The sequence below is a fragment of the Kitasatospora cystarginea genome (genome assembly GCF_039533515.1).
Taxonomy (GTDB): domain Bacteria; phylum Actinomycetota; class Actinomycetes; order Streptomycetales; family Streptomycetaceae; genus Kitasatospora; species Kitasatospora cystarginea.
Window position 1 is genome coordinate 13228 of sequence record NZ_BAAATR010000034.1, and the last position, 13209, is coordinate 26436.

The following is a 13209-nucleotide window of genomic DNA, read 5'->3' on the forward strand; positions in this document are numbered from 1 at the left end:
GGAAGGATACGGGCAACTGGCGAGACTCGCCCTCTCGAAAACTCGAACATGGCAGATCTCTAGCTAAATTGACGAGATGTCAGATAGTGCTGACCTGTCGCGGCCACGGCCCGGCCGCGCCATCGGCAGGCTGGTCACGCGGAACCTGGCGAGCGCGCCGAAGGTGGGACGGTTCCCGATAGCTCGCCAATCTCACTGGCCAACCAGTTCGGACAGACCTTTGCGCACGGCGGTCGCTGTGGTGTCGAGTTCCTCTCTTTCACGTACCCGCCACTCCGCGTCCAGCCGGAAGTCGTCTCCGGCGAAGCGCGGGAAGACGTGAAGGTGCACGTGGAAGACCTCCTGGAAGGCGGCCTCACCGTCAGCCAGAAACAGGTTGACACCCTCGCAGCGGAGCGACGAACGGCGCAGGGCCCGACCGAGCTGGTGAGCTACCTGCCAGATCTTGACGCCGACCTCCTCGTCGAGATCCTCCAGACCGATCGCGTGACCTCTGGGAACGACCAGCAGGTGCCCAGGGGTGACGGGTTGGAGATCCATGAACGCCAGCACCGTGTCATCCTCATACACGAGGCTGGCCTCCGCCTCGCCCTGTGCGATCGCGCAGAACACGCACTCATCAGTACCCATGGCCGACTCCCTCCCCATGCCTAACTACGAAGGCTAGCGGCTACGGTGATGGAGACCGAGGCATTACTTCCTCGCCGTCGGCGTCGCCCGCTTCGGTGGCCCAGCGGGTCGGGGTCGACGCCGTTGCAACCTGAAGACCGGGTACGTGGGTGAGAGGTTGTCGGCCGAACCCTGTCAGCTCAGCTCGGCCAGAACTGCGGCCATCGTGGCGTAGGTGTCCAGCACGCCGTTGGCGTTGCCGAGGCGGTTGCGTTCCAGACGGACGGCGCCGATGTGCCGGGCCTCGTAGATCCGCGAGCGCAGCACCGCAGGCGGGGAGCGGTCCAGTGACCCGTAGCTGTCCCAAAACGCCTGCCGCTCGTCTGTCTTCGCCTGCGCCATGCGGATCGTCCAGTCCGCAGCCGGGTCGCCCCACGACGTGCGGTCCATGTCGAGGACACCGGAGATCACCGGTTCAGGCATGTCGGCGGCGAGCATCACGTTGACGGTCCACAGGTCACCGGAGAGCAGGTGGGGCTCGGTGATCTCGTCGAGGACGGCACGGTGCTGACCGGCTACGATGGCGATCTTGCGCAGATCAGCGGCATCCAGGCCTGCGCTGTCGAGATCGGCGGCGATGTCCTCCAGAGAGGCGGTCACGGCAGCGCTCCATGCGGCGTACGCCGCGCCGGCGACAGGGCCGAAGTGCGGACCGCGCACCGCGTGAACCTTCCGCGCGATCGCGCCCATCTGATTGAAGAAGCTCGGCCAGCTCGAGCGGGGGTAGGAGCCGAGACGTTCGGGAGCGGGTACGCCGTCGAGATGAGTCTGGACCATGTAGTCCCGGCCGATCACCTCGTGGGACCAGTCCGCAGCGATGACGCGCGGCATAAGCGGAGCGAGGGCCGTCAACCACGGAACGCTCGCGAATTCGTTACGCATCAGCTGCCGCTCGGAGCGGTACTGCCGACCCGGCTCCGGAGCGACCCGGAGGATCACCGGCCGCTCCTGTCCGGCAACGGCCACACGATAGGTGTTGTTGTACATGCCCGCCCCCAACTCGGTGGCGGACACGACGCTGGCGTCGTCGCCGAAGACCCGTCGGCAGACCGCCTGGATCTCGTCGGCGGTCACCGGCCGCTGGAACGCCTCAGCGGTGCGCTCGATCGGTAGAAAATCCATACCGGGTTCCCTTGACCTTGTGGCAGGCGCAGCCGGGCGCGAGCGGATGTTGACCTGTCATCAGGAGCGCTGGCGTGAGGTGGTCACGTCCCCGCCGATCGAGTTCGCTCCTCCCGCTTCTGATTGATGAAGCGGCGCTCGCGGCAGCTGGGCCCGCGAGAGCCGCCTGGTCGGGCCGGAGCCTGAGTTTATTCGCTGTCGTACCTGCGACACCCCCGCTACAGTCCGTGTCTCATTGGGAGCCCTCGGCAATGGGTGCTGGCCCTTGTCGCTCGGAGAAGGTAGCTGCTTATGCGCTGGTCTCAGATGCACATCCCCACTCTTCGGGAGAATCCGGCGGAAGCAGACGCCCCGAGCCACCAGCTGCTACTCCGGGCCGGCTACATCCGGCAGTTGATGTCCGGCCACTACTCACTGCTGCCGCTTGCCGTGAGAGTCCGCTCGAAGGTCATCAGCATCATCCGCGAGGAGATGGCCCTCATCGGGTCGCAGGAGTTCTCGCTGCCCACGATGCACCCTGCCGAGATCTGGCAGCGCACCGGCCGGTGGGACACCATGAGCGACGAGATGTTCCGGCTCAGGGACCGCAAGGGCGCCGAACTGGCCCTCGGCATGACACACGAGGAGATCTTCGCGTCCCTCGCCGTGGAACTGAACTCATACCGCCAACTGCCCCAGATGTGGTACCAGTTCCAGACCAAACTCCGTGACGAGCCGCGCGCCAAGGGCGGGCTGCTGCGCACTCGCGAGTTCACGATGAAAGACTCCTACAGCTTCGACCTGACGCAGGAGGGGCTGGACCACGCCTTCGATCTGCACCGTCATGCGTATCTGACGATCTTCGCCCGCCTGGGCATCCCGGCGATCCCCGTAGAGGCGTCCAGCGGCAGTATGGGCGGCTCAACGTCGACGGAGTTCATGTGCCCGGCAGACGTCGGCGAAGACCTCGTCGCGTACTGCCCGGCATGCGGCTACGCCGCCAACATCGAGAAGGCCACGTCCCATCTGGAGCGGGTCAGCGACACCGCAGGCTCTCCCGAGCCGGAGCGCTTCGCCACCCCCGGAGTGCGCACCATCGACGACCTGGCATCGAACTTCGACGCACCGGCCAACCGGCAGGTTAAGACCCTCGTCTACGTCCTGGACGGCAAGCTCTCCCTGGTCCTGATGCGCGGTGACCACACGCTGGCGGAGCAGAAGCTGGCGGACATCACCGGTGCCGGCACCCTGCGGCCAGCCCGGCCCGAGGAGATCCAGGAGGCCCTCGGAGCGCTCCCCGGCAGCCTGGGGGCGGTCGGAGTCACGGGCAGGCCTGTGATCGCGGACGAGGCTCTGCGCGGGCGAACGGACATGTTCACAGGGGCGAACTCCGATGGCGTGCACCTCCGCGGTGTGGATGTCGACCGCGACCTGGCGGTCGGTACCTGGGCGGATCTGCGAGAGGTCGCATCGGGGGAGCCCTGCTTGCGATGCGAGCAGCCCCTCGAGGTGCAGAAGGCGATCGAAGTCGGGCACATCTTCAAACTGGGAGACAAGTACAGCAAGGCGCTCGGCGTCAGCGTGCCGGACACCGACGGCAGCCCCACTACGCTCATCATGGGCAGCTACGGCATCGGAGTCGAACGCGCGATCGCCGCGGTCGTCGAATGCCACCACGACGACAATGGCATCGTCTGGCCGATGTCGACCGCCCCCTTCGAGGTCGTGATCGTAATCGCCCAGCAGGACGACGCACCCACTGCCGAGGCTGGCGAGCGGATCTACCAGCAGCTGCTCGCGGACGGCGTGGAGGTCATCGTGGACGACCGGGCCGAACGCGCCGGAGTGAAGTTCAAGGACGCGGAGTTGGTCGGGATTCCGCTGCGGGTTACCGTCGGCAAGCGCGGGCTGGCCGACGGCACGGTCGAACTCACCAGCCGCGCCACGGGGCAGACCGACCGCATCGGGATTGATGAGATCGCCGGGCATGTTCGGAGGGTCGTGGAGTTCGCACGGTAGCTAGAACCCGTCCAATCCTGAAGGAGATGTCGTGCGTTACCAACCCGACGAGCTGTTCACCTCCACCGCGCCCTACTACGCGAAATACCGGGCTGAGTACTCTCCCGAGCTCTTCACTCACCTCGCCAGTCGGCTTCGCCTCGACGGCACCCAGAACGTCCTAGACGTCGGTACGGGCACCGGGGCCATCGCGATCCCCCTGTCCGAGCACGTGCGCGAGATCACCGCTGTCGACCCCGATCCCGGCATGCTGGACGAGGGCCGGAAGCTCGCGGCCGAGCGGGGCGCCACCAACATCGACTGGCGCCTCGGCGACTCACACCATCTCGATCAACTTCAGCTCAGCGCACTTGATCTCGTCACTCTCGGCCAAGCCTTCCATTGGACGGAGCGCGACGCTCTCCTGTCCGCCCTGGACCCGCTGATCACATCCGAAGGCGCCCTCGTCCTGGTCGGCGGCCCCGCCCCTGGCAGCATCGAGCCGCCCGCATGGCTGGAGATCACCGCCGAGGTCCGTGCCCGCTACCTCGGCCCCGAACGCCGCGCCGGCTCCGGCATCTACACCCACCCAGAGGAGGGCCACCAGGATGTCCTCGCCCGTTCGCCGTTCTCCCGCATCGAGTCCGCCTACTGGGACCGCACCATTACCCGGACCCTGGACGAGGTCGTGGGCCTGCAGTTCTCCTACAGCTTCAGCAGTCCCGCCCAGCTCGGCGACAAGAAGCCTGCCTTTGAGAACGACCTTCGCGATGCGCTGATCGCGTTCAACCCCAACGGCGCTTTCGACGAGCTCGTACGCACCGAAGCCATCATCGCCACCCGGCCGTAGCGATTGAGCCGGGGGAGGGCGTCGTCTCGCCATCGCCCGGCCTCCCCGGCTCTGCCAAAGGCGACGCGCCCCTCACACAGGAGCCAGGTGCCGCCGGAGGCCACTTCCATGCCGCTCGACCCTCTGGGGCACCAGCGATCGCGGCCGTTTGCGCCTCGCCCACGTGCCGTACCCTTCACCGCCAGCGCCCGGTGCGGCTCGCCGCTGCATGGGAGCCGCCCGCAACCTGTTCAGCCGGACACGCAAGGGCGTCTGAGTGTCAGATAGCCGGCATGTCCAGGACCTCTAGGATGTCATCGCGTTGGAGCACCTGCGCGCACCAGGCGAAGTGTCCGTCGTCACCATCGAGGGCGTACGCGTTGGCTGTGGCGATGGAATACGCCACGCGGTAGAGCAACAGCAGCTCCACGGGATAGCCGAACTCCCTTGCGATCCGAGCGGTCAGCCGGTCGTCGACCTCGCGGGCGGCGGGGCCGTACATGTCGAGGATTCCGGCGGCCACGCTGGCATCAAACGCCGGATCGCCGACCGTGGACAGGAAGCCGAAGTCCAGCAGCGCCACCGGGCGCAGATCGTCGTCCACCAGGATGTTCTCGGCACAGAGGTCCCCGTGCACCACCGACAGCGGCCTGCTCGTTTGACGGTCCACCAGCTCCAGCAGCCGCCCGTGGACGTACTCGAAGCCGACCGGCGCCACTGCCGCCCGCAGCAGGTCGGCGCCGTTCCACAGCGGTTGCTGCTCGTCCAGCACGGCCAACCGGTGCATCGTCGCACTGGCTGGGACCGTGGCCAGCGCGTGCAGGACCTCCACCACGGCGTCCTCGGCCAGCAGCTGGTTCCCTGGCCGTCGGCTGACGGCCTGCTTCAGCGGACGACCGGGCAGTTCACGCTCGATGGTCACCGATGTCCGCTCGACCTTAAGCACATCGAGGATCTGCGGAGTCGCGAACGGCAACCGGGCAGCCGTGATGTCGTCGTAGAACTCCTGCAGACTCGTCAGCTCAGCGATTCCACGCCGGCCCCAGACCTTCCCGATGAGGCCACCGCCCAGCCGGTACACCGCGCCCTCCATGCCTGCGGCCAACGGTGTCACGACCTGGTGCCCGACGCCGGCGAAGTACTCGACCCAGTTGCGATCGTGCGACTGCATGTTCACCTCGTGGAGTTCGCGGAACAGGCCGAGAGGTGCGGCAGTCAAGGCCGCCTCCGGCAAAATGCGGAAAGCTCTCGCCGCACTGCCGATGCCCACCGTCCTCGGTGCCACCCTCATTCTCGGTCAACGAGGACGTCCATCCGCTGGAAGTGGGGTTCGTTGACAAGAGGCCGTACCACCAGGGGCGCTGAGCATCTCAAGGGGCCTCGAGCTTATCCATCCCTGACCACCCGGAGGTATGTCGATGTCTGAGAAGGTCACCAAGGAGAAGGTGGTCGTCTACGTCGTTCGCGAGGGGCGGCTACTGGTGTTCCGGCACACTGACTACAGCTACGAGGAAGTCGGCATCCAGGTCCCGGCTGGCAGCATCCGGCCGAATGAGACCCCGGAGGATGCCGCTCTGCGCGAGGCCCGCGAAGAGACCGGGCTCTCCGACTTCAAGATCGTCCGGAAGCTCGGCGAGTGCGAGTACGACATCAGCCCGTACCGCTTCGAGGTCCAGCACCGGCATGTCTTCCACCTGGAGGTGACCGTGCCCACCCCGGAGCGGTGGCCGAGCCAGGAGGACCACGACGGCAGGCAGCAGCCCACCCGGTTCGAGTGCTTCTGGCTTCCGCTGGAGGCCGCCCACATCCTCCAATCCGGCCAGGGAGCCCTGCTGGGGCGCCTGTACGACTGATTTTCGCGCCGGACGGGTGAGCTGGCGCAGCCACTCGCTTCGCCTGCCCCATCCATAGCGGTAGCCGTGTGGCGCTTGTCGAGACCAGCGACCTGGACGCTGGGAGGCACAGAGCCAGACCCGAAGGGATTCAACATGCTGATTCGCGAAGCGGTCGCCGATGACATCCCCGCGTTGGCCCGTGTGCATTTTGACGCCTGGCACGTCGGATACGCCGGTCTCATGCCGCAGGGCCTGCTCGACGCGACAACTATGGAGCGCCGCAAGGCATCGTGGGAACTGATCATGAGGATCTCGACGACGGGTGAAAACTGACCGCTGAACGGCGGATCGACGGCGACCCACCTCGTGATCGGGGCTAGTGAGCAGGGGCGCGTCGAGCACGGGCCGGAAGTCGGGGTACGAGTGCGGATCGGGCCGCGAGGCGACACCTGAGCCCGAGATCACGGCTTTCGGTGTCGGCCGCGGCCAGCCTTGAGCGGGTTCGGGGCGGCCGGAGGCAGCGGGAGTACGCCGTCACCCTCGATCCCGTGGAGGATGCGCTGGGCGGCGGCGTAGTCGGCGGCGATCGTCTCCGGCACCCACTGGTATCCGTCCCAGCGGGAGACCAGGCGCGGGAGCTGCTGGTGGAGGTGGGCGGCGGCGTTCTCGTGTCCGACGATGACGGCCTTGAGCTGGCCCACCGGCCGCAGCCGCTTCTCCCGCCGCGCCGCCCACTTCTCTAGCGGCTCGTCCTCGTCGCTCACGCCAGGCCGTCCGGGCTCCACGCCGCCACGTGGTCGGAGAGCACGTTCGCCGCCTCCGGCGTCGTCGCCCGCAGCGCGACCATGCCGGCCACGATCACGTCGCACAGCTCGGCCTGGAGGTCCGCCATGGTGTGACTGTTTCCCTTGCGCGGGTTGGCGCCGAGGACACCGAGCAGGGCCTGTGCGGCTTCGCCGGCCTCCTCCTGGACCTTGAGCACCTGCATGGACACAAAGTCCCGACCGGTCTGCTCGCAGTGCGCGGCGAGCCGGTTGTGGATGCGGTCTACCTGAGCCCACACACGCGGTTTGCCGACCAGCAGGTGCCCCTCCAACTGCCGGATGTAGTCCTTCAACATCGGTGGGACCTTCATCGACTGCACCTCGCCGATCGGCACCAGGCGCAGCTCCTGGCCCTCGCCGAGGACCAGCTGATCGGGGTCCAGGTCCACGATGGCGTGGAAGATCCGCTCCCGCGTGGGGTCGTGGTCCTCGAAGGGGACCGGCTCGAACGGCAGCAGGCCGGGCACGTCCAAGCCGGTCTCCTCCCGCAGTTCACGGCGAGCGGTCTGGTACGGCGTCTCGCCGGGCTCCCGAAATCCGCCGGGGTAGCTCCAGTATCCCGGCCATGCGATGCCCTCGGTTTCGTTCCGCAGGTTCAGCAGGATCTTCCCGTCGGGGGTGGTGATCAGCGCGTTTCCGCTCTTGAAGTCCGCGGTCATCGGTCAGTTGGTCCTCTCGGCCGGGCCGTACAGGGCAGCGGGCGCACCGATGGTGAGCGCCCAGTAGCGGTCTCCGTAGGACCAGTGCCACCACTCGGTGGGGTAGTTGACGAAGTCGGCGGCGGTCATGGCGTCGCTGAGAATCCTGCGGTTGGCGCGGGCCTCGGCGGTGATGTTGTCGGCGCCGGTGTAGCAGGCGCCGTTGCTCTCCTCGGGGTTGGCGTTGACGCGGGTGCCCATGTCGAGTTCGTTGCCGTCGGGGCCGATGAGGGTGAGGTCGATCGCCGCGCCGGCGCTGTGCGGGGCGAGTTCCGGCGGGGCGACGAAGCGGCTGGCCGCCGAGCGGAGCCGCTCGGCGTCCCAGTCGGGATGGTCGGTGCGGAGCCGGGTCGCGTATCGGTCGAAATACTCGCGCTGGAGGGCGGGCGGGCGGTAGCCCTCGACGACCAGGAGCCGAAGGCCGTCGGGGAGGATCATCTGGGCCTGGATGAGGCGGGTGAGGACTCCGGTTCGCACGTGGGCGAAGGCCCCGGCCGGATCGCTGCGGCGGTCGTCGACCGGCAGGGTGGTCTCGCGGCGGATGTCGGCGAGCTTGTCGCCGTTGTCCTGGGTCGGGATCGTGGCCACCCGCGGGTCGGCCATGAGGATGATCTCGGTCATGTCAGACCTCCATGTACGCAATGGTCCCGGCCCGGCGGGCAGCTTCGATCGTGTCGAGCCGCGCGAAGTTCTCCGGCGTCATCGTCTGTTTCCATTCCTCCAGCATCTTGACCTGCCACAGGTCGTGCTCGTCGCTGAGCCGCACCTGCGCGAGCTGATCGTCAGTGAGAACGCCGCCGTCGAAGATGAACCCGATGTGCGAGCACGGCCACACCGCCCCCCGCGGCGCGATGTACTGCATGCCGAGCAGAACTGGGGGACCGGTGAACACGATCCCGATCTCCTCCTCGCACTCGCGCACCGCGCACGCGAACGGCGTCTCGCCATCGTCCATGTTCCCGCCGGGCCACTGCCACCGCTCCACCCGCGCGGTGTTGGTGGAGGAGGACCGCAGCTGGAAAGGCCGGCCGACGGTGTCGGTGAAATACAGACAGCCGTAGGAGGTGGAGTTGGCGATGGTGTGGACGTACTGCTCCGGCGGAAGCCAGCCGCTGGGCCTGGTCACGACGCCTCGGCGGCGCTCTGGATCAGGCGCAGGACCTCGGGGGTGACGAGCGGCAGCTGTTCCGGGTGGGCCCACTGGTGGGCGTCGTGCTCGGTGAGGATGATCGGGTCGGTCTTGTCGGCGGTGGCGGCGAAGGTGAACTGCCTGGCCTTGGCACCCTTGCTGTTGGTGAAGTCGAAGTGCCCGAGGTAGCCGGTGAGCCGGACCGTGAGGCCGGTCTCCTCCGCTGCCTCCCGGCGCGCGGCGTCCTCGATGTCCTCGCCGAGGTCGACGCCGCCGGAGGGGAGTTCCCACATGCCGGGGAAGCTGTCGTCGGGCCTGCGTCGGATCAGTAGCACCCGGCCTTCGTGGATGATCGCGCAGCCGGCGCCGTAGTGCTCGATGCCGTCGGCGTGGGCGGCCTGGGCGAGGGCATCGCTGAGGTTGGGACCAGTGCGGTCGAGGTCGGTGGTCATCGGGCTGTCCTCTCGGTCTGGTGGTCGGTGCGCTGTGTAGGGTCCGCAGCTTCGTGGGCACTTCCTCCTGCGGATACACCTGAATCCGCACTACCTGAGCACTCATCTCGTCCGCCGGAATCGAGCACAAGGACAGGGACGGGATCAGATGGTGCGCCCTCGGCCGACGCACCGCCGCTGGTCGGAGCCGTGGTTGCTCGCGAACCCCCGGAATTGCTCGGGCGGTGCTCACTTCCAGCGGACGTTGCTCGCGGAATCGCGGACCCTACACGCTGGTCGGGGATGCCCGCGCGGTCGTTCTGCAACTCCCAGAGTTCGCGGAACAACCCCTCCTGGTTGATGAGTTCGCTGAAGGTGCCGGTCTGCTTCACCTGGCCGTGGTCGAGGACCACGATGCGGTCGGCGATGGCGACGTTGGTGAGCCGGTGCGTCACCAGGACCACGGCCTTGTCTGCGGCGATCTCGCGCAGGCCCGTAAAGATCCGGTGCTCCGCGCGGGGGTCCAAGGCCGCGGTCGGTTCATCGAGCACCAGGAGCCCGGCGGGGCGGTGGAATGCGCGAGCGAGAGCGATCCTCTGCCACTGGCCACCCGAGAGTTCTTCACCGCCGAACCACTCCTGCGCCAGCAGGGTCCCGAGGCCGCTGCGCAGGCCGTCCAGCACCTCGTCCGCGCCGGATGCCTTGGCGGCCCTCAGCACCGCCGCGTCGCCCTCGGGGGTGGGCTGGCCCAGGTCGATGTTCTCCCGCGCGACGAGCGGCCACCTGGCGTAGTCCTGCGGCACCACCGCGACCCGCTTCCACAGGGCCTCGGGGTCGAGGTCTCGGGTGTCCTGGCCGTCCCACAGCACCGCGCCGTCGGCGGGCAGGTACAGCCCCGACAGCAGTCGGGAGAGGGTGGTCTTGCCGGAGCCGTTCTCGCCGACCAGGGCTACGATCTCACCGCGGTTCACAGTGAAGCTCACCCCGTCGAGGGCGGTGCGGTCGGTCGAGGGGTAGCGGTAGACGACGGACTCGACGGTGACGGCCTTCGGGCGGCCGGGGTCGATGGTGCCGCGCTGCGTGCGGTGTCCGCCGGCCAGGTCGAGGAAGTTCGCCCAGTCGTCCAGGTACATGCCGGTGCGGAACAGGTCGGCGCCGTAGCCGACGATGCCTTGCAGGTTGCTGGCGACGGTGCGCAGGGCGAAGACGGCCGCGCCACCGTTGGGCAGGCTCATGCGGCCGGTGGCGACCAGCCAGAGCATCGCGGCCCAGACCACGAGGGAGCCGAGGCCGGAGGCGGTAGCCCCGACGACGGCGAGCTTGGTGGCCTTCCAGATAGCCTCGTTGGTGACCTTCTCCATCCGCGTGCCGATCGCCGCGTACTTTCTCAGCAGAAATCCACCCATGGTGTCGGATCGCAGCTGGTCGGCGTTGCCCTTGGCGTGGGCGATGTACCAGCGCAGATTCGCCATCAGGCGGCGCTCACTCATCGTCACCCGGTTCGCCAGGTACTGGACACGGGCGCCTCGCACCGAGGCGATGCCCTCGGGCAACGCGGCGGCCAGCAGCAGGGGCAGCAGCAGCGGGTGCAGGTAGGTGAGGACACCGGCCGCGCCGATGAGCGAGGCCGCCGAGGACAGCAGATTCTGCGCCTCGCCCAGCAGGTCGACGCACACGTCCGCGCCCCGGTCGGCGGCCTCCAGGTCGTCCTTGAAACCGGCGTGGTCGTAGGCGGTGAGCTCGGCCTCCACCGTGGCCTTAAGCACCGTCATCTCGGCTTCACGGGCGATCCGCGGGGACAGCCTGGCGGTCAGCGCCCAGATGGCCCGGCCGAGCAGTGCGCGTACCCCGGCGGCGGAGGCGATCAGCGCGATCGACGGCAGGGCGTGCACCACCCGCGCGCTGACGTTTCCGGGGCTGAACAGCGCGGCGATCGTGCCGGTGGTGGCCAGCAGCCCGGCCGCGCCGAGGACGGCGGACAGCGCTTGGCACACCAGCAGCGCGGCGACCGCTCGGCGCTCGACCCGCCACGCGAGGGCGAAGGCCCGGTAGACCAGGCTCGGCAGTCTTCGGGCCATGCCGGTGACGCTGATGGCCTCGATCGCCTCGGTGAGACGGTGGCCGGCGTTCCACTGGAGTTCCTCGTCCACTTCCTGGGTCTGTTCCGTCACAAAGAGTGTCCTTCCAGGAGGAGGCGGAGACTACCGGCCATTTCTGCGCCGGTTAGCGCTGTGTCAGAGTTGCGCTCGAACGGGTGACGGCCCCGAACTGAAGTCCGAGGCCGCCGCCCGGACTGGTCTCAGCTCGAGGCGTAGTTGTCGTTCGTGATGCCGGGCAGCTCAAAGCCGCTCATCCGGCACCCGGTGCCGGGAAAGGAACTGGGAGAGGCGCGCCTCGGCGGGAACAAAGGCCGGTCGGAACGCGCGGTCGGTGACGGCCTGGTGCAGGAACTGGTCGAAGCGGCCGGCGGTCAAGCGGCTTCCCGTCAGCTTGGTGAGCGTAGTGGCCGGTTGCTGGTGCGGCTGGGTGTTCCGGCGGTGTGGTGGTCGAGCCATTCGCTCATTCCGGGCAGCAGGGCGGCGATGGGGAGGGCGCGGGGCTCTTGGTCGGTGCCGGTGATGACGGTGAGGTCGGGGAAGTAGTCGTAGAGGATCTGTCGGCACCATCCGCACGGGGGTCGTAGTCCGGGGTGACTGTTGGTGCCGACGGTGGCGATGGCGTCGAGGTGGTGGATGTCTTGGGAGGCAGCGATGCCGATGATGACGATTTCGGCGCAGGGGCCGCCGCTGTAGTGGGCGACATTGACGGCGGTGAGGATACTTCCGTCGGCTGTTCGTGCTGCGGTGGCGACGGTGTGGTTCGGAGGGCAGCAGTGGCGGCGTCCGGCATCGTAGGCGGCGTCCAGGAGCTGCTGGTCGGCTTTGCTCAGGGGCTCCATCACGGCTCCTGCCGCTTGGTAGCGACGACATAGATGCTGGCCCACTGGCGCTTCGGGTTGGCCATGGTCGGGTCGAAGGCCCACGGTTCCACCGACGTGAAGCCGGTCTCGGTGAAGAGTTGGGTGAGCTTCTCGTGGTCGTACGCCCAGTAGTGGGGGTTGTAGGTCGGGTCGTCGTCCTGGTCGCGGAAGACGTAGTTGATGAGGTCGAGGTAGGTGTTGATGTCTCCTCGGCAGTTCCGCTTGGCGTACCACCGTTCGATCATCTCGTCGGCCCGGTCCGGGGACGCCGGGTACTGGTTCAGGATGAAGGCCGCGTCGGGGACGCCGGTGATGAGCTGCCCGCCGGGTGCGAGGACGCGGTGGGCCTCGTGGGCGTAGTGCTTGGCGGAGCGCGGGTAGTCGATGTGTTCCAGGAAGTGCTCGGAGAAGACCGTCTCGGTGCTGGCGTCGGCGAGCGGGATGCTCTCGCGTACGTCCCACAGGAGGTCGGCAGGCGGGACGATGTCGATGTTGAAGAAGCCGTCGATGCGGTGTCCGCCGCCGCCGATCTGGACCTTGGTGGAGCTGGGCTTGAGAACGCCGTCGGGCAGGGCGGTGACGCTGACGCGATGGTGCCGGTGGAGTTCGACTTCCTTGACGGCCGCCCGGAGCGTGCGGGCGAGGCCGTGCGTGGTCGCCGGCGATTCGAGGGCCTGGTGGAGCTGGGCGAGGAGGGCGGTTATCTGTTGGTCGTGCGGGTTCATCGTGTCTCGCT

16 protein-coding genes are annotated in these 13209 nt (G+C 67.8%); 4 read left to right on the plus strand and 12 right to left on the minus strand.

Going from position 1 to position 13209, the window contains the following annotated elements:
- Positions 1–192 precede the first annotated feature (192 nt).
- Both ABD369_RS29540 and ABD369_RS29545 read right to left on the minus strand, forming a co-directional pair.
- The gene (locus ABD369_RS29540) at positions 193–630 is read right to left on the minus strand and encodes an HIT family protein (protein WP_344639627.1); all 438 of its coding nucleotides are present in this window, start codon (positions 628–630) and stop codon (positions 193–195) included.
- 174 nt (positions 631–804) lie between these two features.
- Positions 805–1743 (minus strand): phosphotransferase family protein, encoded by a 939-nt coding sequence (locus ABD369_RS29545; RefSeq protein ID WP_344639628.1) that lies wholly within the window; start codon positions 1741–1743, stop codon positions 805–807.
- Positions 1744–2082: 339 nt separating this feature from the next.
- Between ABD369_RS29545 and ABD369_RS29550 the strand changes: the two genes are divergently transcribed.
- Both ABD369_RS29550 and ABD369_RS29555 read left to right on the plus strand, forming a co-directional pair.
- A complete protein-coding gene (locus tag ABD369_RS29550; RefSeq protein WP_344639629.1) occupies positions 2083–3789 on the plus strand; it encodes a proline--tRNA ligase in 1707 nt (568 codons plus the stop codon).
- Positions 3790–3820: 31 nt separating this feature from the next.
- A complete protein-coding gene (locus ABD369_RS29555) occupies positions 3821–4618 on the plus strand; it encodes a class I SAM-dependent methyltransferase (RefSeq protein WP_344639630.1) in 798 nt (265 codons plus the stop codon).
- Positions 4619–4877: 259 nt separating this feature from the next.
- On the opposite strand, the gene ABD369_RS29560 is transcribed toward ABD369_RS29555, so the two are convergent.
- Positions 4878–5816 carry a phosphotransferase family protein gene (locus ABD369_RS29560; protein ID WP_344639631.1) on the minus strand — a complete coding sequence of 313 codons (939 nt, stop codon included), beginning with the start codon at positions 5814–5816 and terminating at the stop codon, positions 4878–4880.
- Between the two features lie 199 nt (positions 5817–6015).
- On the opposite strand from ABD369_RS29560, the gene ABD369_RS29565 reads away from it, so the two are divergent.
- Both ABD369_RS29565 and ABD369_RS29570 read left to right on the plus strand, forming a co-directional pair.
- Positions 6016–6450, plus strand: a complete 435-nt coding sequence (locus ABD369_RS29565; RefSeq protein WP_344639632.1) for an NUDIX hydrolase — start codon at positions 6016–6018, stop codon at positions 6448–6450.
- Between the two features lie 135 nt (positions 6451–6585).
- Positions 6586–6765, plus strand: a complete 180-nt coding sequence (locus ABD369_RS29570; RefSeq protein WP_344639633.1) for a hypothetical protein — start codon at positions 6586–6588, stop codon at positions 6763–6765.
- A 128-nt stretch (positions 6766–6893) separates the two neighbouring features.
- On the opposite strand, the gene ABD369_RS29575 is transcribed toward ABD369_RS29570, so the two are convergent.
- The 9 genes from ABD369_RS29575 to ABD369_RS29615 all read right to left on the minus strand — a co-directional run bounded on the left by ABD369_RS29575 (position 6894) and on the right by ABD369_RS29615 (position 13198).
- Entirely contained in the window at positions 6894–7196 is a 303-nt protein-coding gene (locus ABD369_RS29575) for a DUF6087 family protein (RefSeq protein WP_344639634.1), read from the minus strand.
- Positions 7193–7915 carry an NUDIX domain-containing protein gene (locus ABD369_RS29580; RefSeq protein ID WP_344639635.1) on the minus strand — a complete coding sequence of 241 codons (723 nt, stop codon included), beginning with the start codon at positions 7913–7915 and terminating at the stop codon, positions 7193–7195. Before ABD369_RS29580 ends, ABD369_RS29575 begins: the two co-directional genes overlap by 4 nt.
- A gap of 3 nt (positions 7916–7918) precedes the next feature.
- On the minus strand, positions 7919–8575 hold the full coding sequence (locus ABD369_RS29585; protein ID WP_344639636.1) for a M15 family metallopeptidase: 657 nt from the start codon (positions 8573–8575) through the stop codon (positions 7919–7921).
- A gap of 1 nt (position 8576) precedes the next feature.
- Entirely contained in the window at positions 8577–9080 is a 504-nt protein-coding gene (locus tag ABD369_RS29590) for an NUDIX domain-containing protein (RefSeq protein ID WP_344639637.1), read from the minus strand.
- Complete coding sequence (locus ABD369_RS29595; protein ID WP_344639638.1) at positions 9077–9535, minus strand: NUDIX hydrolase; 459 nt, start codon at positions 9533–9535, stop codon at positions 9077–9079. Before ABD369_RS29595 ends, ABD369_RS29590 begins: the two co-directional genes overlap by 4 nt.
- Positions 9532–11592 carry an ABC transporter ATP-binding protein gene (locus ABD369_RS29600; RefSeq protein ID WP_425557811.1) on the minus strand — a complete coding sequence of 687 codons (2061 nt, stop codon included), beginning with the start codon at positions 11590–11592 and terminating at the stop codon, positions 9532–9534. The genes ABD369_RS29595 and ABD369_RS29600 overlap by 4 nt, the downstream gene beginning before the upstream one ends.
- A gap of 261 nt (positions 11593–11853) precedes the next feature.
- The gene (locus tag ABD369_RS29605) at positions 11854–11988 is read right to left on the minus strand and encodes a hypothetical protein (protein ID WP_344639640.1); all 135 of its coding nucleotides are present in this window, start codon (positions 11986–11988) and stop codon (positions 11854–11856) included.
- An 11-nt stretch (positions 11989–11999) separates the two neighbouring features.
- The gene (locus tag ABD369_RS29610) at positions 12000–12452 is read right to left on the minus strand and encodes a cytidine deaminase family protein (protein ID WP_344639641.1); all 453 of its coding nucleotides are present in this window, start codon (positions 12450–12452) and stop codon (positions 12000–12002) included.
- Positions 12452–13198, minus strand: a complete 747-nt coding sequence (locus tag ABD369_RS29615) for a class I SAM-dependent methyltransferase (RefSeq protein WP_344639642.1) — start codon at positions 13196–13198, stop codon at positions 12452–12454. Before ABD369_RS29615 ends, ABD369_RS29610 begins: the two co-directional genes overlap by 1 nt.
- Positions 13199–13209: the final 11 nt, after the last annotated feature.